Source organism: Moorella naiadis (nom. illeg.) (assembly GCF_051020825.1).
GTDB lineage: Bacteria > Bacillota > DSM-521 > Neomoorellales > Neomoorellaceae > Neomoorella > Neomoorella naiadis.
Genome location: NZ_JAXGFQ010000033.1, coordinates 1 through 26,901, shown reverse-complemented (window position 1 = coordinate 26,901; position 26,901 = coordinate 1). Strand labels below are relative to the sequence as shown.

34 protein-coding genes and 1 pseudogene are annotated in these 26,901 nt (G+C 50.8%); all 35 read left to right on the top strand.

The window, feature by feature from the left end:
* A partial coding sequence (locus SDD30_RS15350; protein WP_434075812.1) for a DUF7305 domain-containing protein occupies positions 1-267 on the top strand: 267 nt, incomplete at its 5' end.
* A gap of 4 nt (positions 268-271) precedes the next feature.
* Positions 272-664, top strand: a complete 393-nt coding sequence (locus SDD30_RS15345) for a type IV pilus modification PilV family protein (RefSeq protein WP_434075811.1) — start codon at positions 272-274, stop codon at positions 662-664.
* Entirely contained in the window at positions 664-1,209 is a 546-nt protein-coding gene (locus SDD30_RS15340) for a prepilin-type N-terminal cleavage/methylation domain-containing protein (RefSeq protein ID WP_434075810.1), read from the top strand. Before SDD30_RS15345 ends, SDD30_RS15340 begins: the two co-directional genes overlap by 1 nt.
* A gap of 85 nt (positions 1,210-1,294) precedes the next feature.
* Positions 1,295-1,534 carry a hypothetical protein gene (locus SDD30_RS15335; RefSeq protein WP_434075809.1) on the top strand — a complete coding sequence of 80 codons (240 nt, stop codon included), beginning with the start codon at positions 1,295-1,297 and terminating at the stop codon, positions 1,532-1,534.
* A 104-nt stretch (positions 1,535-1,638) separates the two neighbouring features.
* Complete coding sequence (locus tag SDD30_RS15330) at positions 1,639-2,538, top strand: hypothetical protein (protein ID WP_434075808.1); 900 nt, start codon at positions 1,639-1,641, stop codon at positions 2,536-2,538.
* The gene (locus tag SDD30_RS15325) at positions 2,507-2,665 is read left to right on the top strand and encodes a hypothetical protein (protein ID WP_434075807.1); all 159 of its coding nucleotides are present in this window, start codon (positions 2,507-2,509) and stop codon (positions 2,663-2,665) included. Before SDD30_RS15330 ends, SDD30_RS15325 begins: the two co-directional genes overlap by 32 nt.
* Before the next feature lie 48 nt (positions 2,666-2,713).
* Complete coding sequence (locus tag SDD30_RS15320) at positions 2,714-4,177, top strand: helicase HerA domain-containing protein (RefSeq protein ID WP_434075806.1); 1,464 nt, start codon at positions 2,714-2,716, stop codon at positions 4,175-4,177.
* A 298-nt stretch (positions 4,178-4,475) separates the two neighbouring features.
* On the top strand, positions 4,476-5,543 hold the full coding sequence (locus tag SDD30_RS15315) for a ParB/RepB/Spo0J family partition protein (RefSeq protein WP_434075805.1): 1,068 nt from the start codon (positions 4,476-4,478) through the stop codon (positions 5,541-5,543).
* Positions 5,544-5,608: 65 nt separating this feature from the next.
* Positions 5,609-6,544 carry a S1 RNA-binding domain-containing protein gene (locus SDD30_RS15310; RefSeq protein ID WP_434075804.1) on the top strand — a complete coding sequence of 312 codons (936 nt, stop codon included), beginning with the start codon at positions 5,609-5,611 and terminating at the stop codon, positions 6,542-6,544.
* Positions 6,545-6,547: 3 nt separating this feature from the next.
* Positions 6,548-7,228 (top strand): hypothetical protein, encoded by a 681-nt coding sequence (locus SDD30_RS15305; RefSeq protein WP_434075803.1) that lies wholly within the window; start codon positions 6,548-6,550, stop codon positions 7,226-7,228.
* A gap of 896 nt (positions 7,229-8,124) precedes the next feature.
* The gene (locus SDD30_RS15300) at positions 8,125-8,256 is read left to right on the top strand and encodes a hypothetical protein (RefSeq protein WP_434075802.1); all 132 of its coding nucleotides are present in this window, start codon (positions 8,125-8,127) and stop codon (positions 8,254-8,256) included.
* Between the two features lie 118 nt (positions 8,257-8,374).
* Complete coding sequence (gene csx15, locus SDD30_RS15295; protein WP_434075801.1) at positions 8,375-8,743, top strand: CRISPR-associated protein Csx15; 369 nt, start codon at positions 8,375-8,377, stop codon at positions 8,741-8,743.
* A gap of 747 nt (positions 8,744-9,490) precedes the next feature.
* A complete protein-coding gene (locus SDD30_RS15290; protein WP_434075800.1) occupies positions 9,491-10,657 on the top strand; it encodes a DDE-type integrase/transposase/recombinase in 1,167 nt (388 codons plus the stop codon).
* A 566-nt stretch (positions 10,658-11,223) separates the two neighbouring features.
* A complete protein-coding gene (locus SDD30_RS15285; protein WP_434075799.1) occupies positions 11,224-12,273 on the top strand; it encodes an SANT/Myb-like DNA-binding domain-containing protein in 1,050 nt (349 codons plus the stop codon).
* A gap of 130 nt (positions 12,274-12,403) precedes the next feature.
* Entirely contained in the window at positions 12,404-12,640 is a 237-nt protein-coding gene (locus SDD30_RS15280; protein ID WP_434075798.1) for a hypothetical protein, read from the top strand.
* A 41-nt stretch (positions 12,641-12,681) separates the two neighbouring features.
* Entirely contained in the window at positions 12,682-13,614 is a 933-nt protein-coding gene (locus tag SDD30_RS15275) for a DUF6744 family protein (RefSeq protein ID WP_434075797.1), read from the top strand.
* Positions 13,615-13,660: 46 nt separating this feature from the next.
* On the top strand, positions 13,661-13,888 hold the full coding sequence (locus tag SDD30_RS15270; protein WP_434075796.1) for a hypothetical protein: 228 nt from the start codon (positions 13,661-13,663) through the stop codon (positions 13,886-13,888).
* A gap of 57 nt (positions 13,889-13,945) precedes the next feature.
* Positions 13,946-15,055, top strand: coding sequence for an AAA family ATPase (locus SDD30_RS15265; RefSeq protein WP_434075795.1), 1,110 nt, complete (start codon positions 13,946-13,948; stop codon positions 15,053-15,055).
* Positions 15,056-15,145: 90 nt separating this feature from the next.
* Positions 15,146-15,547, top strand: a complete 402-nt coding sequence (locus tag SDD30_RS15260) for a single-stranded DNA-binding protein (RefSeq protein ID WP_434075794.1) — start codon at positions 15,146-15,148, stop codon at positions 15,545-15,547.
* Between the two features lie 12 nt (positions 15,548-15,559).
* The gene (locus tag SDD30_RS15255) at positions 15,560-17,035 is read left to right on the top strand and encodes a VWA domain-containing protein (RefSeq protein ID WP_434075793.1); all 1,476 of its coding nucleotides are present in this window, start codon (positions 15,560-15,562) and stop codon (positions 17,033-17,035) included.
* Between the two features lies 1 nt (position 17,036).
* On the top strand, positions 17,037-17,348 hold the full coding sequence (locus tag SDD30_RS15250) for a hypothetical protein (RefSeq protein WP_434075792.1): 312 nt from the start codon (positions 17,037-17,039) through the stop codon (positions 17,346-17,348).
* Positions 17,349-17,438: 90 nt separating this feature from the next.
* Positions 17,439-17,648: a hypothetical protein gene (locus SDD30_RS15245; RefSeq protein ID WP_434075791.1), complete on the top strand. Its 210-nt coding sequence runs from the start codon at positions 17,439-17,441 to the stop codon at positions 17,646-17,648.
* Positions 17,649-17,812: 164 nt separating this feature from the next.
* Positions 17,813-18,115, top strand: a complete 303-nt coding sequence (locus SDD30_RS15240) for a hypothetical protein (RefSeq protein WP_434075790.1) — start codon at positions 17,813-17,815, stop codon at positions 18,113-18,115.
* Positions 18,112-20,265, top strand: a complete 2,154-nt coding sequence (locus SDD30_RS15235; RefSeq protein ID WP_434075789.1) for a hypothetical protein — start codon at positions 18,112-18,114, stop codon at positions 20,263-20,265. Before SDD30_RS15240 ends, SDD30_RS15235 begins: the two co-directional genes overlap by 4 nt.
* Positions 20,266-20,283: 18 nt before the next feature.
* Entirely contained in the window at positions 20,284-20,667 is a 384-nt protein-coding gene (locus tag SDD30_RS15230) for a Myb-like DNA-binding domain-containing protein (RefSeq protein WP_434075788.1), read from the top strand.
* A gap of 362 nt (positions 20,668-21,029) precedes the next feature.
* On the top strand, positions 21,030-21,824 hold the full coding sequence (locus SDD30_RS15225; RefSeq protein ID WP_434075787.1) for an ATP-grasp domain-containing protein: 795 nt from the start codon (positions 21,030-21,032) through the stop codon (positions 21,822-21,824).
* A gap of 3 nt (positions 21,825-21,827) precedes the next feature.
* On the top strand, positions 21,828-22,676 hold the full coding sequence (locus SDD30_RS15220) for a DHHA1 domain-containing protein (protein WP_434075786.1): 849 nt from the start codon (positions 21,828-21,830) through the stop codon (positions 22,674-22,676).
* A gap of 14 nt (positions 22,677-22,690) precedes the next feature.
* Positions 22,691-24,208, top strand: coding sequence for an AAA family ATPase (locus SDD30_RS15215; RefSeq protein WP_434075785.1), 1,518 nt, complete (start codon positions 22,691-22,693; stop codon positions 24,206-24,208).
* A gap of 29 nt (positions 24,209-24,237) precedes the next feature.
* The gene (locus tag SDD30_RS15210; protein WP_434075784.1) at positions 24,238-24,618 is read left to right on the top strand and encodes a hypothetical protein; all 381 of its coding nucleotides are present in this window, start codon (positions 24,238-24,240) and stop codon (positions 24,616-24,618) included.
* 90 nt (positions 24,619-24,708) lie between these two features.
* Positions 24,709-25,317, top strand: a complete 609-nt coding sequence (locus SDD30_RS15205) for an AAA family ATPase (protein ID WP_434075783.1) — start codon at positions 24,709-24,711, stop codon at positions 25,315-25,317.
* A gap of 20 nt (positions 25,318-25,337) precedes the next feature.
* Positions 25,338-25,598, top strand: a complete 261-nt coding sequence (locus SDD30_RS15200) for a hypothetical protein (RefSeq protein ID WP_434075782.1) — start codon at positions 25,338-25,340, stop codon at positions 25,596-25,598.
* Between the two features lie 42 nt (positions 25,599-25,640).
* Positions 25,641-25,781: a hypothetical protein gene (locus tag SDD30_RS15195; RefSeq protein WP_434075781.1), complete on the top strand. Its 141-nt coding sequence runs from the start codon at positions 25,641-25,643 to the stop codon at positions 25,779-25,781.
* Positions 25,782-25,803: 22 nt separating this feature from the next.
* Positions 25,804-25,965, top strand: a complete 162-nt coding sequence (locus SDD30_RS15190) for a hypothetical protein (protein WP_434075780.1) — start codon at positions 25,804-25,806, stop codon at positions 25,963-25,965.
* Positions 25,966-26,143: 178 nt separating this feature from the next.
* Positions 26,144-26,407 (top strand): hypothetical protein, encoded by a 264-nt coding sequence (locus SDD30_RS15185; protein WP_434075779.1) that lies wholly within the window; start codon positions 26,144-26,146, stop codon positions 26,405-26,407.
* A 60-nt stretch (positions 26,408-26,467) separates the two neighbouring features.
* Positions 26,468-26,901, top strand: a pseudogene (locus SDD30_RS15180) (RNA-guided endonuclease TnpB family protein); the annotation flags it as partial.

The following is a 26,901-nucleotide window of genomic DNA, read 5'->3' as shown; positions in this document are numbered from 1 at the left end:
TTTTTGCATAGCTTAATGATTCCCCTTTCATCCCACGGCACGAGGCCGTGGGTTTTCAGGGGGCTAATTTTTATAAAGGCCGGAATATTTGACGCAACCGGCTCCGTTAATATTGACAATAACGCCACAGTAAATGGCGGCGTAGTGGGCCAGCAGGTTGATTTAGAAAACCATGCGGCGGTTAACTATGATGAAAGCCTGAAGAATGTCGGTGGCGGGAGCAATGGTACGTGGAAAATCCAGGCCGGTTCCTGGGCGAGGGAATGATTAAATGAGTTGCAAACGAAATCAGGACGGCTTCACTCTTGTAGAAGTAATGGTTGCGGTTCTTTTGCTGGGGATTGTGCTGGTGCCCTTTATGGGAGCCCTGACCGATGGTATCCAGCTGCTTTATCGCGGCCGCGACAGGGTCATTGCCGCTTATCTCCTCCAGCAGCGGGCGGAGGAAATCAAGGCTGCTGGGTACGACAATCTGCCTGCTGGCGAGACAGCTTATCCCAACTATAGCGGTAGTGCATGGACGCTCAAACAAAATGTCAGCACGGTAACTTCAATGCCGGGCCAGGGTGGGAGCGCTGTGGTAAAAAAAGTTACGCTGGAACTGGATAAGAACAGTAACATGGTTGATTCTCTGACTTTTCTCCTCTATAAAGGGGGGATTTGATGCTACGAGAGCATTTAAGGGATAGCAAGGGTTTTACCTTAGTAGAGGTTATGGTTGTTGTCACTATTATCGGGCTAATCGTGATTCCTATCTACGATATCTATCTCCGCGGCTGGCAGGCTAACACGAAAACCTTCAGGCAAACAAACGCCCAGGACGTAGCAGTGAAAGTGATGGAAGAAATCTGCGACGGATTTACGAATAATGGCGTCAGGGTTGAAGGGTTAAGGGGCGCCGGGGCGGTAACGTATGACTCGACGGGGTACAACAGGTTCGCCTATCTGGCTGGAACGAGTGTTGTGAGCTATTATCTAAATGCCGGGGTGCTTTACAGAAACGTGCAGCCTTACAGCGGCTCAGTGGTCATCAATGGAACCGGCGGGGTGCAGGTGGCTGGAAACGTTAAAAATTTCATGGTAAAGTCTGATAACGGGAAGCTGGTCAGCATAACTTTGGAAATAAGTCAGGGCAGCGACGCGAATACCAAAAGCGACATTACTTTGGCTACTAAAATACTGCCACGGAACTTGGTAAGCGGAGGATAATTATAATGAGCTGGGTATTGCAAATCCCGAACATATGTTTTACAATGTAATAGCAAATCAGCCGAAAGGAAAGGAAGGGAAATTTGTGTTACAGCAACAGTCAGGTTCTATAACGACTTATAAAAGTAAGGGACAGCCCAAAAGCCGGGAAGAAATAGATAGGGTGATAAATTTTGCAATAAGTCTTGATGAACTAGCTGAACAATTCGCAAAAGGAAAAGAAAAAGGGGAGATTCAGTGTTTAAAATGTGGACAGATGATCCAGGTATTTAATGTTAACGGTCGTTTTCGAGGTAAATGCCCAAAATGTGGTTTACAGATATAAATTAAGCCGGGGTTGGAACCGATTTTTTGTTCAAGTTTCATCCTTCTGCTAATGCTGCGTTGGCGGCGTAGGTGTCTCAAAAAAAGGGGGAAAGCAGCAACAACATGATAAAATACGGTATATTTGATGGGGTAGCCCAAAAAGATCACCTGGTAGCAGCTGCTGTAATGGGGCTTGATGATTATATTTCTATATATGGCGGAACTACTGACGATTACTTAGATTATTTACTGAATCTGGAATACGCGCTGGAAGAAGCAGAAGAACCCTGCAGGCTGGTCAGGTTTCATTTTGACCGGGAGGATTACCAGGCGTGGCTTAAGGGTTCAGGCTGGATAGATGGCCCAGATGCGCGATCTGCATGGGCTTTAGAAGTAGCGCAAGATGAAAGAAAGCTGGCGGAAATAAAGAAGAAATGGCCGGTTTTGCCAGCTGCGCCCGAAGATGAGAGAGAAGTTACCAATGTTCTTTATTCGGTGTTGCCAGTCATTTGTGCTTCAGAAGAAGATGTAAGCAGGCTAGCCAAACAGTTGAGTGCAGGAAAAATCGTAAAAACACAGGAGAATCTGATGAAAGAAATGCCGTCGTGGCCGGTATTTCGCAAACTGTCAGCCTTGCGCGCATCGGGGGCGGCTTTGCTTTTGGGAGATAGGCTCATATTACCATCAGTAGCTGATGAAGTGGCTGATTATTATATTAACGCTCAACTAGAACTTCCTAAAGGTGTCGCCTGTGTGCCGAGGCGCTTCAGGATAAAGAGGGCAGAATTATTAAACGAGATAAGTGGATATCCGATTTTAGTGGGCTGCCTGCTGCCGGTGGTAGCTGTTGGGGGAAGGGAAGATGTAGATTTTCTATTAGAATGGCTGGATGAATCTGAAGATGCGCAAGAAGTTTTATTCGATGGGGTAACAGAGATTTTAAAGGCAACTGGATGGAAGGAAGACCAAATAGGCATCCCGGGGGCCGCTTTTGGAACTTTGGGAAGTGCCCAGATTTATTGATATTATGATGAGGGAGTTGGATGAAGAAGAAACTGATGAAGATGATTTAGAAGATGATGAGGAAGATTTATTTATTGATAAAAAGGCAAGGAAAATTAAGGAGAAAGATATTTACCGCATCAAGTAAATTTTCCTAGGCAAAAATTAAAAGCAACCTGATGGGACTGAACATCTAATGCCAGGGCTTTTCTTAAGAATAAGCGACAATTTTTCTATAGCTCTAACAGATTACGTAAAGACAGGCTTCCGCGCCGGTATCTGGGCCAGTTCCGGCCGTGGTAAGAGCTACGCGATGGGGGTTATGGCGGAAGAATTTCTGGAAGCAGGTTTTCCGGTGGTAATCATTGACCCGGAGGGCGAGTTCTGGACTTTCCGGGAAAAATACCGGACTTTGATAATAGGTGGACCCCACGGCGATATCCCCCATACAAATTCCCGTGATGCCGTGCGCGAAATTTTGAAGGCGGGAATAGCCCAAAAGTTAGCGCTTATCTTTGACCTCTCAGATTCAGTCAGCAACGCTTCGCAACAGAAGCTGGCCCTGCCGGTTTTGGAAGAACTGTTTCTGCTCACGACAAAAGAAAAAAGGAATGTCGGCCTGTTTATCGAGGAAGTTCAAATATTTGCGCCCCAGTCAACCCCTGCAGCAACGAGTGAAATAATGTCCCGCATAGCTAAACAGGGCAGGAAGCGGGGCATCTTACTGGTCGTGGCCAGCCAGCGAACCCAAGCTGTAAGTAAAGAGTTCATGAGCCAGCTCAATTTCCCTATAATTGGGGGATTCGAAGAAAAACTTGACTATGAAGCTGTAAAACACCATGCCGGGGGGAAAAACTTTGACGACCTTTATAACCTGCCGGTAGGGACATTTTGGTTTCCTCGCCTGGGGAACTGCTATCCGATACGCCGAAGGAAAGTCACTCACGGCGGAGACACCCCGGCGATAGGCGGAGAAGTTCAGCTGTCAAAAACGGTAAAAGACAGCAAGCTGAATACTGTAATCGAAAAGCTGGCAGAAATTGTAGCTAAGGCAACGAAAGCGGAAGAAGAGGAAAGAAGCGAGATAAACCAGCTTAAGCACCGGATCAAAGAACTGGAAGCCCTTCTGGCCGCCAAAGACCGGGAAATTGAGCAACTTCAAATAGCCTTAAAAGCTGAAGCGGCGAGGGCTTCCACGCAATTATTGGTTGCCCGGGAAATGAATTCTCTCTCAGTTAATGCTTCGCACGTTGAAGTCCGGGCGCCTGTAGAAAATGGACCTCAAAAAGAAACTGAACCGACGCCGGAGCCAGCGTTAAACGCTGGGGATAAACTTTCAGCGGATGGCTTGCTGGAACAACCGGCAGTAAAAAAGCTCCTTCAAAAAGCACGTTTTTTCACCGTAAAAAAACTTGGCGGCTACGGTGATTATTGTGACAGCGCTCTGGTGGCCCTTGTCACGGGCAGTCAGGTAACGCCGGAAGACCTGGCTTTAAGCCGGGGATTGGGAAGCGCCCAGTCGGTTTACAGGTTGCGGACGGCCTTAAGGTTTTTGGTGCGGGTAGGACTAGCGAAGGAAGAAGCAGGAATTTTTAAGTTAGATGTAGAAAAGATACAAAAGGCTGTTGGGTTATATTATGTCAACTCTGCCCCATTTTAACCGGCAAAACTATTACCTGGGGGAAAAGGCCGTTCAGGGGCCGAATGCGGGGCTCTGGGGGCATTCTATGCGCGGGCGATAAACCCGTGAGCCTAAAAACATTTTGCTTGACTTAATTAGTCATATGGGGTATAATCGAAGCGACAACAAAGAATTAGCCCCAGGGGGGGTAACAAAAATCTTAACAAAAATCCCCCCGGGGTTAACTATTGCCGTAAAACACAAGCGCGGGTTGTAAAAGCCCGCGCTTTTATTTTTAGGCGGCAAGATGCAAAACCTGGAGAAAGAAGGAATAATAATGCCTTATAACAAAGAGATACCGGAAGAAAAATCGTATAAGGTAATACCATTAGAAAAACTGATGCCACACCCATCCAATTTTTTCCGGCAGCTTGATTTAGAAGAAATCAAAGAGCTGGCGGCCAGTATCAAAGAGAACGGGCTTATCGAACCGATGGTAGTCCGGCCGGTAGAAGGTGGTTATGAGATAATTTCCGGCCACAACAGAAAAGAAGCCTTAGAATATCTGGGCATTAAAGAAGTAGAGGCCAAAGTAGTAAACGTTGATGACATCACAGCGGAACTCATGCTAATTGATGCTAATTTAAAATTCAGGCCATTATCGCCTATGGAAATCGCCCGGGCGATAAGGCGGAAGAAGGAACTGATGGGGGAACGACGGGGTAACAAAGGTGGCAATAATTGCCCTCTTTCAGGAAAAACTCGTGAGATAATCGCCCAACAATTAGATATGAGTCCGCGCCAGGTAGAAAACTACGACAAACTTAACGACTTAATCCCGGACCTCCAGTTATTAGTGGATACCGGCAAGCTCACTCCCACGGCGGCGTCCCAGCTGGCGTTGCTGGAACCAGAAGTCCAGCAGGAGCTTTACGACGCCCTGGGGGATGAGATAACGACACTCAAGGTGAAGGAGGTGAAGCGCTTAAAAGAAGAAAGCGAAAGGGGTTACTTGATTCTAAACGTCCTGCAAAAACACCTGGAGGAGGTGGAGAATGAGCTAAAGGAATACGAAAAAGAAAATGCTTCAGGAGAAAAATTGAAGGCCGAGATAGCGAAGCTTCGGCAGGAAAAGAAGCAGCTGGAGTACGACATCATCGACAGGCAGAACGCCCTGCAGAATTTAGAAAGCCGCGCGGCCAGGAAAGGCGCCGCGCTGATAAACCTGCTGGAAAGGGTGTGTAAACCCGTCCTGGCGGCCAAGACTGAGATGGAATACTACCTGAACCAGGGCATAGACGACGAAGCCATGCGGGTCTATGCCTTGAACTGGGCGGCGGCGCTGAAGGAAGTGGCGGGCATCATCGAGATGCACCTGCAGCCCAGGCTAAAAGTAATCAAGTAAGCCTCTAACAAAAGCGAACGTCAATCCTTAACTACAAGCTTAACTATAAGAAGGGAGCTGGTTTTATGATTTTATCCGAAGGCTATGTAGGGAGCAAAAAGCAGTTTGAGCAGGAGGACCGCTGGGAAGATTTGTACATTGCCCTGCGCCAGAAAAGCATCCTCCAGGGCAGGGTGACAGGCGTAGAGAAAAACGACTTGGGGGACTGCCTAGTGGTGGCGCTGGGGAACGTCAAAGGGTTGATACCGCCTGAAGACATGGGGGACGCGCCAAAGAAGCTGCCGGCGATGGTCGGCTCCACGGTGGCCTTCCGGGTCAAAGCGGTAGACCGCAATAAAGGCGTGGCGTATTTAGACCGCCAGGGCGCGTTAGAAAATATGGCCAGCATTACCTGGAAGGAGCTTGAAGAGGCGGCTGCTGAACTCGAACCTATTCATGCCCGTATTCGCGAACTAACCGAAGAGCTGGCCGACACCAACGATGAAGCCAAGATGCGAGAAATTAGGATAGAAAGGTCGCGGCTGTGGGAGGAGGCAAAGAGCAAAGGCCCTGTCAGGACCTGTACAGTAAGGTGGGCGGTCAAAGAAGGCGCCTACGCCGACGTCGGCGGCGTAATAGCGTTTATCCCGGTGCGGGAGCTGGGATACGGGAACGCTGAAGACGCTCGCGACGTAGTGTCGCCTGGCGACAGCTTTGACGTGAAAGTATATGTAGTCGACAAAGAAAACGGCGTAGTGCGGGCGAGCGTCAGGGCCACATTAGAAAATCCTTATGAAAGCGCTAAGCACAAGTACGTCAAAGGCGGGGTTTACCTGGGAAAAATAGTCCGGGTGACCGCCAAGGGATACGTGGTGGAAGTAGAGCCCGGGGTAGAGCTAGTGGCGCCTTTTATGCCTTTTAACCGGCCCGAAGTAGGCACTGAGGTTACGGTGTCGGTAGGATATATCGGGAAATATAATCTCAGCGGGCGCATAACCAGGATTTTAAGGAAGGTGGGATAAAAGGTGGGCCCCTATAGCAATCCTTGCTGCGAGATAAAGCGGGAGAGCTGCAGGGGGAACGGGCTCATCAACAGCGAAAATGAGGCGGCGGCGGTAAAACTGGCCGGCCGCCTCAAAATAATCTCCCGCAACCAGGCGGAAATAGCGATAGGCATAAACGGGGAAAAGCTGGGGAGGGTGTTTAAACGGCTGTGGGGCTGGGGTTACCTGGATAGGCTGACGAGCGGGGCAACCCCGCCTCTTTATGTTTTGGGGCCGGAAGGGAGAAAAGCGTTGCAGGCCCCACGTGAAGAATGGGATGCCCTGCGGGCTTTCCGGCTGGTGATGGCGAACCAACTGCACCTGCGCCTTCCGCAATTCGATTACGAACCCGAACCCGGGCCCGGGGTAACCGGGCTTTTGAAGCTGAATGGTGTGGAATACCCGGTATACTGTCCCAGGTTAGGAGACGAAGAGTGGTGCAAGGTGGTCACGGACCTGCTGCCGGAGAAGAGCCGGCCGGTGATAGTGGCCGCCACGAAAGAAATGGCGGTAAAACTGGCGAAGGTGATACGTTTTGACCTCCCGGCGCGATTTGTCTGGGACGACCTGCTGGCGGATAGCGAGTTTTGCTTTTACCGGCGGGAGAAAGGCGTCCTCGTGCCGGCGGAAAAAAATATTTTGGTCGGCCGGAAAAACTGTTGACACGGCCCTGAAGGTGTGGTATTTTAAAAATGGCCGCTGAAGAAGCGGAGTTTTGTGTTGGTTATTATGTATTTTAACAAGTGGTATGCGCATACCTGGCACGATCAGGTGGCGCTGGAAGAAACAAGCTGCTGAAAAATATTAAACTAGCGGCCATGGTCATAGACCCCACGCCTAAAGGCGGGGGCTTGTAGGAAGAAATCTTACAAGTACCAACTTTTAGGCGGAAAGCTGCTCTACAGGGTAGCGCTATGACCACCCTGAGCGCCTGAGCCGAAGGACAAGGCAAAGAAGGCGCTACGTTATCCAGGCCAACACGCTCGGGGATGCTCTTCCAGTCTCCGGCAGGTGTTGCCGGCGGTTAAACAGCGAGCGGGGGTGTAAGCGAGCAGTGCCGCTGGCGCAAAAAGCCCGGATAACATTGGGGAGGAAGGACGCGGGGGAGAGTCCGCCCTGCGCGTAACAAGCCCCTTACGGGGTCTCTGGGAGGCAGCGGCGCCTTCTCCCCAGGCCTGAAGGCCGGGGCTTCCGGCGCCGCATAAACTTGGGTGAGGATTAGAATTATAAACCAATGCAAAAAAAGGTCACGCCCGTAAAATTATACTGGCGTGGCCTTTTCTTATGTCTGCGCCCTGCCCAAAGCCCGTTGAGGCGGGTTTTGGGGAAGGCGCAGGTCTTTCAAGGGTTTTTACGCGATAAAAACCCTTAGCCAAAAACAACCTGACTGCTGGCATGACCGGCGGCCTTCCTAACAAAAAATTTGCTTTCCTGCCGGGCAGAAACGGGCAGGCCGCGAAGAGCGGGGGAAAGGAGAAACCATGACTACCGCAGTCAAAACCCAAAAACGAATTAGCGTCCAAAAGCAAGTGCCGAAATTCAGGAACTGGGGCGTGACAATGAAAGGCATAGTTGTCCGCGAAGCTAGGGAGACGTACCTGGTCAACGACTGCCGGCAGGCAGCAGACAAGGGCCTGGCGGAAGCCTGGGCTTTGAGAGAGTTTTTGCTGACATATGCTCAAGAATGCTAAGATGTTAATAGGTTATGTTAATAGGTTGATAGAAAGTATTTTTCTTGGAAACATCTTTTTAAAAACAATTTTTCTTAGAAACAATTGAAAACAGCTTAACAGACAGGAGAGAGAAAAGATGGTGTTGTTTAATTTGTCTGGGCACACCCCGCCCGGGGGGTCGGAGATTTACGAGCAGATTGTCAATATAACCATACCGAACATCCCTGTAACTAACGAAGGGATAACTAATTTTGCGAAAAAAATCTTGAAGACCTTACCGCAGTACACGATGGAAAAAGGAGAGTTTGAGGTCATTCTTCCTGGGATGACACCTCTGGCAGCGGTGGTGCTGGCCATGCTTCACGGTCAATACGGGCAGTTTCCTATAATCAGGTTTGCCGTAAGGCAGCCTAACGGGACGTTCAAGCTGTCAGAGCCTCTGGACTTGCAAGAAGTAAGGCTGGCGGCGAGGGAAGAGAGGCAAAAAGAAGGGGCGGCAGAATAGGCCGCCCAGGTAAAAAAGGGCATAAGGGCTATTTGCGGATTCCCGGCAATATGTAGGCTTACATAACCGGGAAGGAGGTCATAGACCCCACGCCTAAAGGCGGGGGCTTGTAGGAGGAAATCTTACAAGTACCAACTTTTAGGCGGAAAGTTGCTCTACAGGGCAGCGCTATGACCACCCTGAGCGCCTGAGCCGAAGGACAAGGCAAAGAAGGCGCTACGTTATCCAGGCCAACAGGCTCGGGGATGCTCTTCCAGTCTCCGGCAGGCGTTGCCGGCGGTTAAACAGCGAGCGGGGGTGTAAGCGAGCAGTGCCGCCGGCGCAAAAAGCACGGATAACATTGGGGAGGAAGGACGCGGGGGAGAGTCCGCCCTGCGCGTAACAAGCCCCTTACGGGGTCTCTGGGAGGCAGCGGCGCCTTCTCCCCAGGCCTGAAGGCCGGGGCTTCCGGCGCCGCATAAACTTGGGTGAGCTTATGGGGGTCCTTGAAGTTTTGCGCCAGCTTTTAACCGTCCTGCTCCTTACCGGGCAGGTGGTGGAAGTGTGGGGCAAAATTAAGAGGACTACCTTCCGGAAGCGCACCCGCAGGTAGTCCTTGCCAAGAGCAAGAGGAATTAATCCTCTTGCTCTCATTATATGCCAGAAGGAGGCAAAAGTCAATGCATCGCGATCACTCAGTTAAAATATAACCGAAGGAGGATCGGCTCACTCACGGCGAAATATAACCGAGGGGGATGATTATTGCGTATGTCACTTAAAAGTCGCCGTGAGTATTTAAATACTATACACCAGCGCTATTGTCAGGCTAATTCCCGAGCTGAAAAATCTAAGCTTATCGATGAGGTTGTCAGCACGCTGGACTATAACCGCAAATATGCTATTCAGGTGCTAAATGGACTTCTCCTGCCGTTGGCCAAGCCACCTGCTAAGCGCAACAAGTCTTTGCTATACCCGGAGGCTATGCCGGCCATCCAGCGGGTCTGGGAGGCTCTGGATTATCCCTGCGCCGAACGTCTGCAGCCAGTTCTCCTTTCTACAGCGGAGCTCCTGGCTAGCCACGGTGAACTTGCCCTTACACCTACGGTGCGAGAACAGCTGGCAGAAATCAGTCGTTCTACTTTGGCCAGGCGCTTGGCTAAGTGGCGTTCACCTAAACCTAAATTCTCCCTGGCTAATCAAAAGCGCCTCTCCCGGCTCCGTTCGGAGATCCCCATCGCTCATTACGATTGGCAGGAAGACCGGCCTGGGGCTCTGGAGATTGACCTGGTGGAGCACAATGGCGGTGCAGCCATCGGCCACTTCGGTTATACCTTATCTGTTGTTGATGCTGTTTCCGGTTACAGCCGCCGCCGGGCCCTGCTGGGTCGTGGCCAGGCGGGTGTTCTTCGCGAGCTGAAGCTAATCCTCTCGGAATGGCCTTTTCGCCCCTGGGGCTTGCATTCAGATAATGGCAGCGAATTTCTTAATGACCAGCTGCTTCGTTTTTGTAAGACGAATAATCTCACCTTTACCCGCAGTCGCCCTTACCGCAAAAATGATAATCCCCACGTTGAGCAGAAAAACCGCCAGTTTGTCCGGGAAATCGTGGGGTACGAGCGCTATGATACACCGGAGGCCATTACCTGGCTCAACAACGTTTATGCTTGCCTGGACATCTACGCCAACCTCTTTTTGCCTATGCGCAAGGTGATCGCCAAGGAGCGTCGTGGTGCCCATGTCCATAAAAGTTATGACGTCGCCAGGACACCCTTGGAACGTTTAAAGGAGGCTGGTGTTCTTGAGGTTCAGACCTTGGCTCAGCTCGAACGACAACTTCAAAATACTAGCCCCTTGGCGCTTCACAAAAAACTGGAAGATCTCATTGCTATGGGGCCTGCTAATGAAGCTGCAGAAATAGAAGCCGTTGCCCAATAACCTGTGGATATGCCGCGACTGTGGACTTGTGGACAACCCAGTTAAATTTAGTAAAAGCCGTGCCCTTTACAATCGTGCTGTTGGTAGCCTCTTGGGATATTATCCTTCACAAGGGGTTGCCCACAGGGTCCACAGCCGCTTGGACAATCCTTCGCTTCGCTGCGGATTGCCCACATATCCACAGGCTCGACGACTATGGAAAGGAGACGATGATGAAGAACTATTTCCAGTTATTAACTCTTTAGGGTTAGGTTTTTATTTGAGTGAGCTACCCGCCTTCGGTTAGGTTTTTATATGGGTTGACACGTGCATGCAGTAGGAACAGTTTTAAGATTGCTCTGCATGATAGCGGCTTTAGGGTACGGTATAAGACTGGTCGCGGCCTATTTTAACAGGGAAGGAACAGAGAAAAGAATAGAGTACGGTATCTGGGTATTAATCTTTCTCACGCTAGGCTTACATTGAGGGGGCCATAAATGAAGCTATAAAAAGGCCGGCAAAATTGGCTCCGTAAATTTCCGACAAAAAAGATGGTCCTATAAAAATGGACTGAGGAGGCAAAAAAGATGCAAGACCAAAAAATAATCTGGACGACCAAAAAAGAGAAAGAGCTCCTGGAAGGCATTGCGGGGCTCATGAAAGAAGGCAAAATGTTAAGTCATGCAGTAAAAGAAATGGCGGAAAAGATGGGCATAAGTTACGGTTCTGCGTTGTGGAGATATTACAAAGATAAGAGAAGGCACGGGAAGACAGTCCGCGAAGCGGTCGCCGAAGTAGTCAATGCCGAGGTTTCTTTAAAAAAACACGAAACTGCAGGCGGGACAGCGGCAGCCGGCGGTCCGACCGAAACGACTGCAGGTGCTGCCGGGGCCGGCGAAATTACCGGCAAAACGGCAAAAAACGCGGAAAACCAACAGGAACTGCCGTCACAGGTCCAGGAGTTTCCGAGCTTAATGATGCGGCAGTGGACGCTGGAAGAAGATGCGGTGCTTCTACAGGGCGTAGCAGAAGGGAAAAGTTTTGACGAGATAGTTAAAGATTTGCCGGGTAGGACTGTCGGCGCCGTAAAAAAGCGTTACGAAAGGTTAAAGCACAAGATTGGCGCGCAGGCCCAGGCCAACGTGCAGAAATATAAAACCTATAACCAGGTTGACGCCCTGAATATGGCGTACAAGTTTTTGCGGAAAGAAAGCCGGACGACCGGCGACGGGCGGCTGGACTACAAGCAGATCGAGCGCATAGCCGCGTTGACGGGGCTGCCGTATGCGAAGGTTCTTTCGCTGTGGGGCGCCGTCAACCGCCCGGGATTCTGGTCTATTGTTGAACTGCATAAACTGGAGGACATAGTGGACAGCCAAAAAGTCGAGATTGAGGCTTTAAGGCGGGAGCTGAAAGAGCGCGCCGAGGCGATGGACAAGTACGTGAACAGGGCGGAGAAAGTTAAGGCCGCGCTCAGGGCCAAGCTGGCGGAAGGCCGGGAGGCCCTGGCGGAACAAGAAAAACAGTACAAAATTCTGATGGTCTTGACGAGGACGTTGCAAGATTTCGCGCGTTCAATGAAGAGCTGGGCAAACGATTATGATTTTAAAATGGCGACGCAAATTAACTTAGATTAATTCAACAAGCGATAAGCAAACAAATGCGCCAATCTGGTTTCCGGGCAGGGATAAAACCCTGCCCGGGGCATTTGTCAGGGCAGGATAAGTCAAAAACTAGGATCAAAATCTAGAAAGGGATGCCCGAAAAATGCAGGGTACAATCAAAAAAGAGGCGGCCGGCAGGGCCGTCTTAATCGTTTTGTACGAGGGCCTAAGCAATAAATTTGTCCGTTTCAGGCAAGAACTGACGGGCATTTTAGAGAGCCCGGAAGCAGCCTTCGAGCGCATGAGCGACTGGCTGGAAGAAAAGAAAATAGCTTTCTGGGTAATGGTAACAGCCGTTGTATACATAGCCGCCCAGATAATCAGGGCGGTTTTGCGCTAAAAAGCTAAAAAATAAGGCTCCAGGAAAGGAGAGCGGGAAAGATGCCAGAAAAGGTGTTTGACATCAAAGACAAGGTAGCTGTAACCGGTGTTGTAACTGGTAGTGAAGGGAAATTTTTAGGGCAGTTATGTTGGTACACGGTCCACGACAGCGTGACGGTGACTCGGGAAGAGCTGGAAGAGATGTTCCGGCAGTCGGGGGTGGATATGAGCCATCTTCCCGGTCCTGTGCGGCCGGTGGACGTGTTCCGGCGGGCTACGAGCAAGGTAGAAAAGACCGGCGTCCCGCTGGACAAGGAAAGGTCTTTGAACCTGTTAGCCCGAGAAGTGAAAAGCGATAAAGACGGCGTGGCGCGGCAGCTGGTGATAGAAGAAGTTGACAGCCGGAACGTGAGGCTGAACTACAGCACGGCGGCCACCCTGCTTTACAAGCGCGACACTGAAAACGTCATCCCTGTAGTCCATAAAGACGACGCCCTGGTAAAAGAGGCGGTGGACGCGGCGCTGGCGCATTACCGGGAGCTCCTTGGGCGCTACGACGGCTCACATATCCGGCGGCTGGTGGCGAAGATCATGGCCACCATGAACCCGACGGCGGTGAGGCCGTCCGGGGGCGTGTTCTTTATCCCCGAGAAGTATAAAGACGAACTGGCGGCGCTGCAGAAACTGGTAAAAGGGTTAAAGTGCGAGTTTTACTCCGTGCCCCTGGTGGACAGTTCGGACATCAGGGATATGGTTTTTGAGAAGCTGAACGTCCAGGTGGATGATTCCCTGAAGGTCCTGGCCGAAGCGCTGAAGGGCGAAGGGCTGACCCAGAAGAAAGTGGGGGCGCTGCTTTCGGACGCGAAGGCTTTGCTGGACAGCGTGAGGGAGTATGAAGAGGTGCTGGAGAAAGACCTTTCCAATTTACGGAACAAAGTAGAGCTGGTCAAGATGCAGATGCTGTCATTGCTGAACGCTGACGCGGTGGCTTGACGGCAGGCAATTTTATACGCTACCCTTTGTTTTAGGGGGTGGCATTTTGGAACCAACAATAAAACCGGATAAAAATTTAGAAAAACTGATGGCCGATGGTTACCAGGAATATGCAGAAGAAAATAAACGAGACGCCGAAGAAGCTATCTATGCTCAGTCCGAGGTAATAAGAAACCGGGAAGATTACCTGGAAATAATGGGCTGGCTAAAGATATCCGAACGGACGTTATCCGACTGGGACAACGAAGAAGATGCCGGATACGATAATTACTGAGCGCAGGCGGGGTTAAAAAAAGCCCCGCCTTAGCTTTCCTTGAAAGGGGAACAAAAAATGGACCTCATCCAGAAATTCAATGCCGTAAAAGACTACATGAACTCCCGCTTTCTGCAGCGGGAAGAAATCATCGACGGGTGCCTGACGGCCCTGGTGGCCCACCAGCACGTATTGCTTTTGGGTCCCCCGGGAACGGCCAAGACGCAGCTGATATCGGAGCTAGGGGCCTGCATCGACGGGGGTTTTCATTATCACTGGCTGATGACGAAATTCACTACACCCGAAGAGGTATTTGGGCCGGTTTCGCTGGCCGCATTGGAAAAAGACAGCTACCGGCGGGTGACCGCAGGGAAACTTCCGGAAGCGACGACGGCCATGCTGGACGAGGTTTTCAAGTCCAGCTCGGCTATATTGAACTCCTTATTGACGATTATCAACGAGCGAAGGTTTTACAACGACGGTGCAGTGATGGAAGTGCCGCTGATAACGCTTTTCGGCGCGTCAAACGAAGTACCGGAAGGCGACGAGGAAGCGGCGCTGGCGGCCTTTGCAGACCGGTTTTTGTTGTGGTACGTAGTTAACTATCTGGAAGAAGACGGCGCCTTCGCGAAGATGCTGCAGTTAAGCGGGGGAAGCCCCCGGCCGGCCGTAACGGTGGAGGAGATCAATGCCGCCGGGCAGGCGGCGGAGCAGATACCGGCGGGGAGCGAAATAATCGACGTGCTGGTGAACCTGCGGCGGGCCCTCCACGATGAAGGCATAACAGTGTCCGACCGCAGGTGGCGGCAGTCTTTGTCATTAGTCAAGGCGAAGGCTTTTCTGGAAGGCGGGGACAAGGTGGAAGTTATGCGGGACATGAAGATCCTGCAGCACGCCCTATGGACTTCGCCGGAGCAGAAGAACCTGGTGCAGAAGATAGTCCGCATGACGGTGGATCCTTTCGGGCAGGAGATCGCCGAATGCATGGACGAGGCTAAGGAAATCTACGAAAATACCATCAAAGCCAACGATGCTCCCGCCGGGGCTGAGGCGAATAAAAAATTCAAGGATATAATGGCCCGGCTGGAAGATTTGAAGAAGCGCGGGGCTGATATAGATAAACAGTACAGCAAAGTGCAGGAATACAACAAAGAAATTCTGGCTAAATGTTTAGGTCTTAATTTTTAAAAGGATTCCGGAGTGGACGTGCACCTGGGAAGTTACGGCTGGTACAGTTTTTTCCGATTGACACTGTTTTGCTAAAAGGAGTTGGAAATAATGTTAAACCGGGTAATACTGATTGGCCGTCTTACCCGTGACCCCGAGCTGCGGTATACGGCCAACGGGGTGGCGGTAACGACCTTTACCCTGGCCGTAGACCGAAATTACGTCAACCAGCAGGGGGAACGCGGCACGGATTTTATCCGCGTCACTACATGGCGGAAGCTGGCGGAAACTTGCGCCAACCATCTGGGCAAGGGGCGCCTTATAGCTGTTGAAGGGCGCCTTCAGACGAGATCTTACGAGACCCAGGACGGCCAAAAACGGACGGCGACGGACGTAGTTGCCGATGACGTGCGCTTTCTGGATTGGCCTAAAGACGGCCAGGCAAAGAAAGATAGTGGTTTCAGCGATATTGGCGCTGAAGTAGACTTGCCGGAAGAAGACCTGCCGTTTTAAGGGGGCTTTTTTATGGCCAAACAATCGCCCGAGACGGTGCTGAACACGGACCGCTACGACCGGCGGCTATATGGGAATATAAAAGAAAGAGCAGAAGAGCTACAAAAACTGGAGGCCGAAGTGGGAAAAGAAATTCCCACGGCGGCCTCTCTGCTTCAGGACGTGTGGGCCGGGCTGTACAAAGCCCGGCCCCGGGTTTTAGAAGAAGTGCCGCCGTCGCTTAGGGCAAATCAGGCTATCATGAACGAAGTGTTAAATCTCCCGAAGTTTGAAGACCTGCGGCAAGGCACGAGGTTAGACGAATGGTCTTCGGCCCTGGGGACGATGGCGATTGGCCCCGAGGTCACAAAGTTCATCCCGGAAGAAATAAAAGACGCCGCCAGGTACGAGCAGGAGGCGCAGAAGCTGCTGGATCAAGCCCAAGGGCTAGACTTAGCGGCGAGCGACCTCGATGCTGCAGGGCAAAATGAGCAGGCGGAAGGGTTACGCCAACAGGCCCAACAGTTAAATCAGCAAGGGCAGGAGTTGATGGCGCAGGCTGAAACCATAGCCAACAATGCAGTAAACAAGATGAAGACGCGCCAGGTAAGGTTAAATGTAGGAAAGGCCTGCCAGGAAACGCAGGAGAACCTGGAAAACGCGCGGGCTTTCAGTTGGGGGACGTCCCCGGGGCAAGCGCAGGTATTAAAGAGCCAGGACAAATTTACTCTGGCCAGAAGGTTGACTCAGGATTACCGGCTGCGGGCGATAGCCAAATTAGCCGGGAGGCTAAGCCGGATAGCCCTGCACAAGAGAAAAACCCGCAAGCGGCAGCTCCCGCTTGAAAGCACAGGCATAATGCTTGGAGGCGACCTTTCGAGGGTCCTGCCTTCAGAGTTAAGTCTTTTGTCCCATCCCGTGTTGAAGAAAGATTTTCTGCGGCGGTATGCCGAAAGGAAGCTGCTTCAGTACGAGTTAAGAGGGCACGAGAACGAAGGCAAAGGGCCTGTAGTATGCTGTTTGGATTCATCAGGCAGCATGGAAGGCCGGCAGGAAATATGGAGTAAGGCGGTAATGCTGGCGTTGTTCCAGATAGCCGCCAGGGAAAAGAGGGCGTTTGCCTGCATACATTTCGGGTCGAGGGATGAAATTAAGGTTTTTGAGTTCCCCGAACCGCGCAAAGCGAGCCCGGTGGATGTAGCAGAAGCGGCAGCTTTCTTTTTTGGCGGGGGCACGGACTTTGAGATGCCGCTAAAGAAGGCCCTGGAGATAATGAAGAAATCGACGTATAAGAAAGGGGACATAGTGTTTATCACCGACGGCGAATGCATGGTAAGCGACAAATTCATTCGCGAGTTTAAGAAAGTGAAGGCGGAAAAAGAATTTAGCATGTACTCGGTGGTCATCAACGCGGACCCTGGGGGCGTGACGCCATTCAGCGACGGGATAGCGATGTTTGACGGTAAAGACGATGCGGGAGTCGTGGAAGTTGTTTTCGGGGGGAGATAGGATGGCGGAACCGGTAATCCACGTTTATGCTCAGGAAATCTGGCATGACGATGCGTATATAGCAGTAAACAGGGAAGGGCTGCTGGCGTTAAAAAAGGCGATAGAAACCGCTTTAGAAATTGGTTCATGCGAGATATGCGCTTTTACGGCCGACGGAGAAGGATTCAGCCTAGAAGTCCTGCTGGTAGAAGGCGACTTAAGGAAAGGCGAATGGGTGAATATAGCGATGCCCTACACTGATGAGCTGGCTTCCGAAAAAAGACCGGACGCTTTGTGGCCGGCAGTTCTGGCGGAAATGTCAAAAACACGGTAAAAATTTTTAAGACCAGCGGCAGGGATAAGTTTCTGCCCTGCCTTTTGCGAGGGGAAGAAAAAGTTCTGCGCGTAAAGGAGTGAAGTTTTTATGTTAGCGCTGGTTGACGCAAAAACCGGCCGTATTATCAAAAAACATAAAGGCAAGACCCTGCTGGAGTTTTTGGAAAATGATTGGGGCGGATGGTATCCTTATTACATGGATGGGCGTTTGCACACGACTTACGAGGCAAGAGGGTCCTTTTTTGGCTGCGTGGACGAGACCAAATATTGGGTGGAACTAACCAACGAACCGAATTGATATAAAGACGGAGCGATGTTGGCAGGGGGTTTCTACCCTGCCTTTTGCGAGGGGAAATAAAGGCCCCGCGTAAAAGGGAAGGCAGAAGCTTTTGCGGGATAGCACATGATGCTTTTCTGCAGCCAAAAACAATATCCATATCCGCAAAGAAAGGAGCGGGAGAAATGGAAAATCAAACAATAGCCCTGTCCTGGAAGGAGCGGCTGAAAAGCAGAGCGGTAAAATTCATGCTGGACAGGTACAACAAGATATACAAAAAAGGGGGATATGTGCTTCAGAAATGCTGTAAAGAGACGCTTAAGGACTATTTGCTGGAGTTCCTGTGGAACGAACCGGAGATATTCCGGCTGGTGTTTTTAATTTTACGCATGCATTATCACTTACGCCGGCTGGTTAGGGCTGTAGGCAGAGCAGTTCTGCCGCCTTTGCTGCCGGTGATTCTGCTGCCGAAGGAGAGAAGGGCATGACTGCATACCGCTGTTGCGCCTGCAACAAAAAAGTCCAGGAACTGTGCCTGGCAAAAAGCCCGCAGGATGGTTGTTTGCCGGTGTGTCCTGACTGCTTTAAGGAAATAGAAGAAAAAGGAAAGAATTATTTAACCGAAATTCTTGATGGATATTTAAGAAACAAACCGCACTCTGGACATATCACCAGGCTGGAAGTATGCATTGCCTTGTGGGAAGCAGGTTACCCGAAAGAAAGCGAATTGCAAGAAACAATTAATAAACCCTCCGGGAACACTTGGCAGGCGGTCGTCGATGCTTTGGGAAAAACCCGGGCGGAGCGGCTGGAAAGACTTCTGCTTACGGGCATATCTCCTCTAGTGGCCGCCGGAATGATTAACGGCAATGAACCGCAGTCGTTCTCGCCGGCTTATTTAAAGGGCAATAAAGCGGAAAGGGATGCCATTGCTGTCGTAAAGAAACTGTTTTCTTTTCCTGATGATTTAACCCTGAAAGTAATCAAAAATGAGCTGAAAATAGATGAAGCAAAAAAAATAGACGAAGAGCGGGAAACATTGAGGCGGCAGCAGGAAAGCTGCCGCCTGAAATACCTTGAAAGCTTTTTAGAAAAACATGGCGTAATCGATGCCGCGGCAGTAGCCAGGAAGCTGCTTGCCAGGGTCCGGGAAGCGGCTTCCCAACCCCTGCCGCAGTGGGAAAACGTAAAGAAACTGGAGAAGATGAAAGAAGAGAAAAAGCTGGCTTGGGAATTTTTAACTGCCCTGGACGCCGCGGCGCTGGATGCCGGACCCGGCGCCGGGGAAAAATTCACGCTTGCTGCCATAAATTTCGGCGGCTGGAAAGATATACGGCGCTGGGCACGGCTGCTGGTAGAGGCAAAAGGCGATATAGCAAGCAGGAGAGAATTCGAAAAGGAAAAGGCCGTGGCCAGGCGCGAGGCGGCAGCAAAGGAGAAAGCCAGGAAGGCCGCTGAAAAGAAGGAAAAGGATATCGCTCATGAAAAAGAAGTCGTAAAGGCGGTAAAGAACAGGCTGCTGGAGTTGGGAATCGAGGAAGCCCTGACGTCTGAGAAATACCGTCATTTGTTGAAGATGCTGCCGGACGAATACGGCGATATTTTGCGACTGCGTTATACGTATGAGCTCTGGGGGATAAACGGCCTGGAGCCGGGATGGGCAAAAGAACAGCCCGGACCCGAAATCCGGGAGTGGCTGCAGGATAAACTATCTGACGACGTGCTTGCGGAAGCATGGCACGACAGGTGGGTGACGGCAAAGACCATAGCCACCGAGTTAGGTATTTCCGAAAAACGTGCCAGGGAGGTTATGGAAGCCGTCGGTTATATAGAGACGGAAAACCCGCATTATTCCTTGACGGGGCCGATGAAGTTGTCCCGCTTAAACGCCGTTTTAAGATGGGCCGACCAAAATAAAGAAAAAATCGATACATGGGCTGGGGCGAGCCGCCGGGCGAAGGAAGCTGCTGCGGCACGGTTCAGGGCCATGGTGGAAGAATTGAGAAGCATTCCGGCAAAGATTGCCCACATGACGAGTGACCCCGCCCCTCTGGTATGTTTCTGGCTTACGCTTTTAAACCGGGCTGCCAAGTCCGGGGAAAGGATTTTGTATGAATTAAAGGACAGGACGCTGCGCGAACTGGTCGAAGCCGGTATGCCCCACGATTTAAGATATCTGGAAGGCGGGGACAAAGAAGAAAAGGTCTGGCTCTGCGACAGGTGCCGCGAGGAGGCGGCGGAGATGGGCATGGGTCCGCTGGATTATATTGAGCTGATTGGGCCGTGTCCTGAATGCGAGATAAAGCCTACCCGGCCCAGGTATTACGATTTGTACAGCCTGGTATTTGCATTTGACGGCATCGGCAAGTTCTGCTACCACGTGCCCTATGACATCGGGCGCAAATACCTGCCGGGCCCGGCAAGCATACCGGCAAATAAAAAGGGTGTTCGGGGAGAAGAAGGTGCCTGGACGTTTGGCCGGCCACTTAATAAAATTGAGCGAAATGCTTTCGGGTTGGAAGAAATCAAAGAAAATCTGCTGCGTTCGCTTGACAATCTGCGTAACATCCGGCAGCTTTCTCAAGTATCTGGACAAGTATCTGGACAAGTATCTGGAAAAGAAGCTTTAACGCTTTAGCGAGGAAAGGATAATGCAATGCCGAGAAACGTTTATACTTTTGAGCGTGACCTTGGTGTGCCTATGAGCCAGGCGCTCACGCCGGAGGAACAGACGCGCGTAAGGATGTTTTTGCGGGCCCTGGTGACATTTGCGGGGAAGTCCCCGGGGAAAAAGATAGACATTTGCGCCTTCATGCGAGAGTGGCGAAAGCTTGTATCAGGAAAAGTAAAAGCCGGGAAGAACCGGAACCAATGGACCGAAGAAGAGGACTGGCTGCTGTTGAAATTGAGGGAAACAGGGATAGGCTGGGAAGAAATAGGAGAACAATTAGGCCGGACGGTTACTGCCTGCAGGGAAAGGCATAACAGGCTCAGGCGGCTGGGGATGAAAACAAAAAATAAGCTGGAAGGAGCGGTTTAATAATGCCTGGAACTAAATATCAGTATCGCGGTCCTGTAAAAGTTTTTAGCATGGTGACGCGGCGGAGGCAACGAAGCGATAGCCAGCCGGGGCAGGACCAGCCCGCCTTAAATTAAAAGGGGGTTTGTGGTAAATGATAGAACTAAGAAAATGGGATTGTTATAGTTGCTTTTATTTTTTTTATGTCGAGTGCGATGCGGATGAATATCCTTCTTATTGTCCTTATTGTGGATCAGATAATATCAGAAAAGATAATCAAGCACCTACAGTTAAAGCCTGAATAGAAAGGCAGCGGCGCAGAAGGCGACACACCCCGCCTGCCCTAAAATAATAAAGACCAACAAAAGAAAGGAGAATTTTTCTTGGCAAAGAATACAAGCGAACAAAAAGCAGGCGATATTATCAACAAAAGCAGCATGCTCTACTGGTGGCCTCTGGTCAAAGATGTCCCTGTCCCCAAGCCGGAAACGGTAGTGGTGGAAACGGGATACCTTACGCTGGCGGGGATGCTCGAAGGGAAACCACTACCGGATAATGCCCGCAAGCAGGCGCTGGCTGCAGTGAAACAGCTAGGATACCCACTGTTTGTCCGCACGGATCAAGCGTCGGGGAAATTTGATTGGAAAAACGCCTGCTTTGTGGAAACCGAGAAAAGTCTGTTCAAAAACATTTATAACGTCGTGGAATTTAACGAGCTTGCCGATATGATGGGTCTTCGGCCGGAAGCCCTGGTGTTCCGCCGATATATTCCTCTGGAAGCGGATTTCAGGGCTTTTTACGGCGGCATGCCGGTAGCTAAGGAAAGGAGATACTTTGTCCGCGACGGGAAAGTGGAGTGTCACCACCCGTACTGGATAGAAGACGCGATAGGCAAGTGGTGGCGCCGGGCGAAAGAACTGGCTGTGGTAAGGCCGGACAAAATAGAGCCCCTGCCGGATAACTGGCAAGAGATTCTTGCCGGGATAAACAAGGAAACGCCGGAGGAAATCGAGCTCCTGGCCGGTTATGCGGAAGAAATCGGTAAAGCGATAGAAGGCTACTGGAGCGTCGACTTTGCGAAGGGAAAAGACGGCGTTTGGTATTTTATTGATATGGCCGAGGGAGAAAAATCCTGGCACCCGGAATGTCAGTATAGAAGGTCAACAAGGGGGTCTTAAAAAATGATCCTAATTACCCACGACGACCTGGACGGCGCCGGATGCGCCGTGCTGGCAACGGCGGCCTACGACAAAATACTGGTATATATTTGCAATTATGCTGCAGTCAACGATACGGTTCTGGATGTCCTATCCGGGCCGGACGAGATACTGATAACGGATATCTCCGTTAGCCCTGAAATAGCGGAAAAGATTGACAGGCGCGGCAGTGTTAAGTTGTTCGACCATCACAAGACGGCTGCCTGGCTGAACAGGTATCCCTGGGCCAAGGTAGACAGCTCTTGCTGCGGGACGATGCACCTTTTCAATTATCTTTCTCAAAGCCACCGCAGGCTGAAAAAATACCAGGACTTTACTGCCGTAGTCAACGATTATGATCTGTGGCTGCATAAAGACCCGCGTTCGCGGCAGTTAAACCGCTTGCATTATATTCTAGGTCCCCATCGTTTTATAAAGCGATTTTCTGCCGACGGCCGGGTTAGGTTCAGGCCGGAAGAAAAATTGCTTCTGGATTTGGAAGAAGAAAAGATACGGGAATACCGCGCGATGTTAGCGGGTTACGAAGGCGTAGACCGGTACGGCAACAAATATCTCTTTGTTTTTGCGGAGCGTTACGCGAGCGAATTAGGGAAATTTTTGTTAGAAAAACATCCCGATTACGGCTACGTTATGATTATTAATGCCCGCCAATACCCGACCAAAGTTAGTTTGCGCAGCCGCGGGGATGTAGACGTGGCGGCAATCGCCAGGGAGTACGGCGGGGGCGGCCACAAAGCCGCGGCCGGGTTTGTCGTAAAAGAACCTGGTTACCGCGCTCTGGTGCAGGGATGGGCCAGGGACACCAAAAGTTAAGGGGGAAAAGCCAAATGTTTTTCAACTCGCTTATCCTGAAAAATTTCAAAGGGACCCCCTGGGCCAGTTACGAATTCGGTCCCGAGACAAAGATATACGGCGACAACCGCACCGGGAAGACGACGATAGCCGAAGCTATCGTTTTTGCTTCACACGGGACCAATCTAAACGGTTCCAACCGGACGGAAAATTTCATCATGCAGGGGGCCAAGAGCGCCGACGTGACGCTTAGGTTTACTGACGATACCGGCAAACAGCATACAATAACCCGTGCCAGGGGGAAGCAAAAGCAGTTATATTTAACCCTGGATGGCGCGGATGCAACCCAGGAGAAGATGGAAGAGATAATCGGCCCCAGGAAGCAGTTCATGGCCGCTTTCTGGCCGGTATATATTTTGGGCATAGGCGATTCTGAGGCCAGGGAGTTTTTCGTGGAGCTCCTGCCGAAGATTCCTCCAGAAAAAATCCTGGAGAACATGGACGATCCTTTCAGGGAGGCATTAACGGGGTTTAACCTGAGCGACCCGCAGAAACTCGCGGGGCAAATCAGGGACGAGATAAAAGCCGTCGAGAAAGAGATAGCCAAACTGGAAGGGGCTCTGGAAGAAGCGCAAAAAATTGCAGGCCAGGCCGTGCCGGATGAAATCGACATAACGAAACTGGAAGAGGAATACAGACGCCTTGATGCAGCCCTTCAGGGCAGCCATAAAGACGAGATAACGATGCTGGAGCGCGAGGTTGCGAAGTTGGCCGGGGAATACCAGACACTGAAGAGGCAGTACGAATCGCTGTCTCCAACCTGGAAGCCCGGCGATATTTGCCCAACGTGCGGGCAGGTGATCGGGGAGGAAGTCATAGAAAAAGCCGCAAAAGCCGTAAACGTCCAGAAAGAGGCGATAAAAGAGAAGGCGAACGCTGTCGCGGCCAGGGGTAAGAAGGCCCAGGCGGAACTGAAGGCGCTTAAGGAGAAGGCCGCCCAGGACGTCCAGGGCATGGCTGCGAGGCGGGACGAACTGCTTAAGGAGATAACGGCGGCCAGGGAACAAAACGCCGTGAGGATGAATATCCTCCGGGCGAAAGAAAAGGCGGCGGAAAATGTCACCGCATACCAGGAGCAGTTAAGGCAGGACCGGGAAGCCCTGGACAGGATGCGGGTAGAGCTGCAGGCCGTAGCCCAGTACACGGCGAAGCAAGCCGAGATGATGTCTGAGGCGCTTGTCGCTCATTTTAAAAAAGCAAGCGTCAATTTGTTTGAAGTAGTCAAGAGCACCGGCGAGGTAAAGCCGGTGTTTAAACTGCTTTACGACGGCAAGCCGGTGCAGGTGCTTTCTACTTCGGAAAAGGTAAAGCTGGGCCTGGAGATATCGGCTGCGGTTAAAGAATTAGCGGGCAAAGAATGGCCTACCTTTGTGGACAACGGGGAGAGCATAACGGAGTTTGAGGCCCCGCGGGGGCAGTTTTTTGTGGCGAAGGTTGTGGAAGGGAAAGAGCTGGAAGTAATTTGTGCGGACGCCCAAAGAAGCGCCGCATGAGAACAAAAACCTGAAAGGGGAAGTTTAGAATGCCCTATTACTCCAGCATTGCCGGCCGGGTACGGATGACCAAAGAGGCTTTCGAAAAATTTTCCAATGAGGCGGTAACATCATCAGGTGGAACTAAAGCTCCTGTTGAAAAGTACCTTGATATGCTGGACTACGAAGAAAACTCTCAGATAGTTATCCTGGAACGCAGCGGCTACGGTTATTACGACGAGCAGGTGGTAGAGCTGCTGGCGAGATATAAAGATCTGCCGGGGATAGACATGGTGGAATACACCGGCGAAGAAGGCAGCGACTTCGGCCGGTATTACGTTGACGTAGGCCGGTGGTGTTACGTTGCGGCGGAACCGCCCCCGCCGCCGAAGTTAGAGGAATTCTGGTATTATGTAGAAAAACGCAAATAGCAGTGGGTTTGCCTAAAAATAAGCCCGCAGGGGTCTGCCGGCAGTGCAGGCCCCCGCGGATAATATCTGCGGTAGGGACGGGAAGAAAAAATGAGGATAGCTATCACCGGAGCCCATGGCGTAGGAAAAAGCACCCTGGCATTGCTGCTTGCTACGGAGCTGCAATTGCCTTTAATCGAAGAAATCGCACGGGTGGCAGCCGAAAAGATGGGTTACACAAATACGCGGGATATAATTGCGGCCGGTTTAATAGACAAGCAAAGGTTCCAGGAAACAATTTTGAGCTGCCAGATTAATACTGAGTTCAGGTATTACGCAAACGGCTTTGTAGCGGACAGGTCGGTGCTAGACGTCGCGGCTTACGCTGCCTGGTACAAGTTACCGGAAGCCAGGGATATGCGCAAAAACGCCGTAGAATACGCCAGGAGGAATTACGATTTAATTTTTTATATTCCCCTGAGCGATATGCCGGCGGAAGACGACGGGTTCAGGTTGACAGACCGCAAGAGCCAGGAGCAGATTGATGCTTTGATCGGAAAAATGACGGGCAAACTCAATAACGTGGTAAAGATTTCGTCCCGTACGCCAGGCGAAAGGCTTGGAGAAGCTTTGACCTGGGTAGGGACGTTGCGCCGGCTGCGGGCGATCCGTCCCGGCGAAATGATAAATGATGTGGCCATTTTGGACCAGTATGTTTAGAATGCGAAGGAGGTGTGGTCATGGAAATCACTAAAAAGCAAGCAATGGCTTTTGTCCATGCGATTTGCGGATGGGAAGAAATTGCCGACCAGCAAAGCAGACCAAAATCCTCCCATGCTTGGACGCATCTCGAAGCGATTCTGGGACACGGAAATGTGCCAGTAACCTGGGCGTTGTATTCTGGCAGTAGTGAAAATACAAAGCTACGCAGGTTTGCGGAGTATTTGATATGCGTAGGAGAAAAGTTATTAGAGATAGCACAAGATGAGACAGTTGGATAATTAATGCACATCCCAAAGAAAATGCGAAAGGAGGTAAAGGATTTGAAGACAATAGACATTATTAATGAACTTTTAGAATTGCCCACGGAAGAAGATATTATTTGCAGGCTAAAAGAACTGAAAGAGTTAAATAAACAAGATAGTGGAGATACACATTCCAAAGAAGAGACACATTATGTTTAAAATGTGAAGGAGTGTTTTAAAAATGAAAAGCTGCTGGGATTGCAAATATTACGATGGACTTTGTTGTATGTATAACTGCAAAGCAGAAGCCATTCTTGATGGGGAAGAAACGGCCAAAAATTGCCAGCATTATACAATTGGAGAATATAATCCTGATGAGTTAGAAAAAACCGGCTACAAGTAGTAATTCTGCAGGGCCTGCGCCCTGCCCGGGCTTCAGGAAAAATGCCTGAAGCCCGGGGAGGGCACAAGTCTTTCAGCCGGCGGTCACGTGATGCCTGCTAGCAGCTAAAAACAGTTTAAAGGCATTGTAGTATTATATCAAAAATGGTATAATGGTTTTTACGGAGGAGGCAAACTTAGTGGGGGGTAAAATATCGCGTCAGGATATAATTCAAAGATTGTCTTCTCTTCAAAGAACAATATTTACTGATGAGGTATTGAATTACCTTTGCAACCAAACAGCCAAAGAAGCATCTAAAATAATGTGGATGATACGGCTTTTGGATGAAGAAGGATTGTCTTTGCCAGATAATTATCTTCACCCCCCCCATTCCGCGCTGGAAGCCCCGGCCTTCAGGCCTGGGGAGGAAAGCGCGGTTGATTTTTCCAATAAAGAATGCTAAACTTAAAACATGAAACGAACAAACGTTGTCCGGCTTATCCCCGACAAGAATACTAGACCCGTGCTTAAAATCATGGGCGACAGGTGCGCGGCACTCTGGAACGCCGCCCAGTACATGATGCGGCAGGCGTTCTTCCAGGGCTTACCCGTCCCTTCCTATGCCAAGCTGTGCGAAAAATTCCAGGACCACGACACATATAAAGCCCTGCCCTCCGACATGGCGCAGGAGATTTTGAAAAAAGCACGCCAGTCCTGGAACTCGTTCTTCGCCTGCCTGCGGCTCTACCGGAACGGTAAACTGGAAAACAGGCCGCGCATACCCGGTTACTGGAAAGACAGGAAATCCGGACAGCGTTTCTTTAAAGTAATACCCGTCAAGTCTCCCCGCTCTTATTCCTTGGCGGCCAGGTCCCTTTCTGTAACCCTGCCGGCCGACCTGCGCGGCAACGGTCGATTGGTTATCCCCGCAAGAGGCGTCCTCAAGTTTTCCGGCAA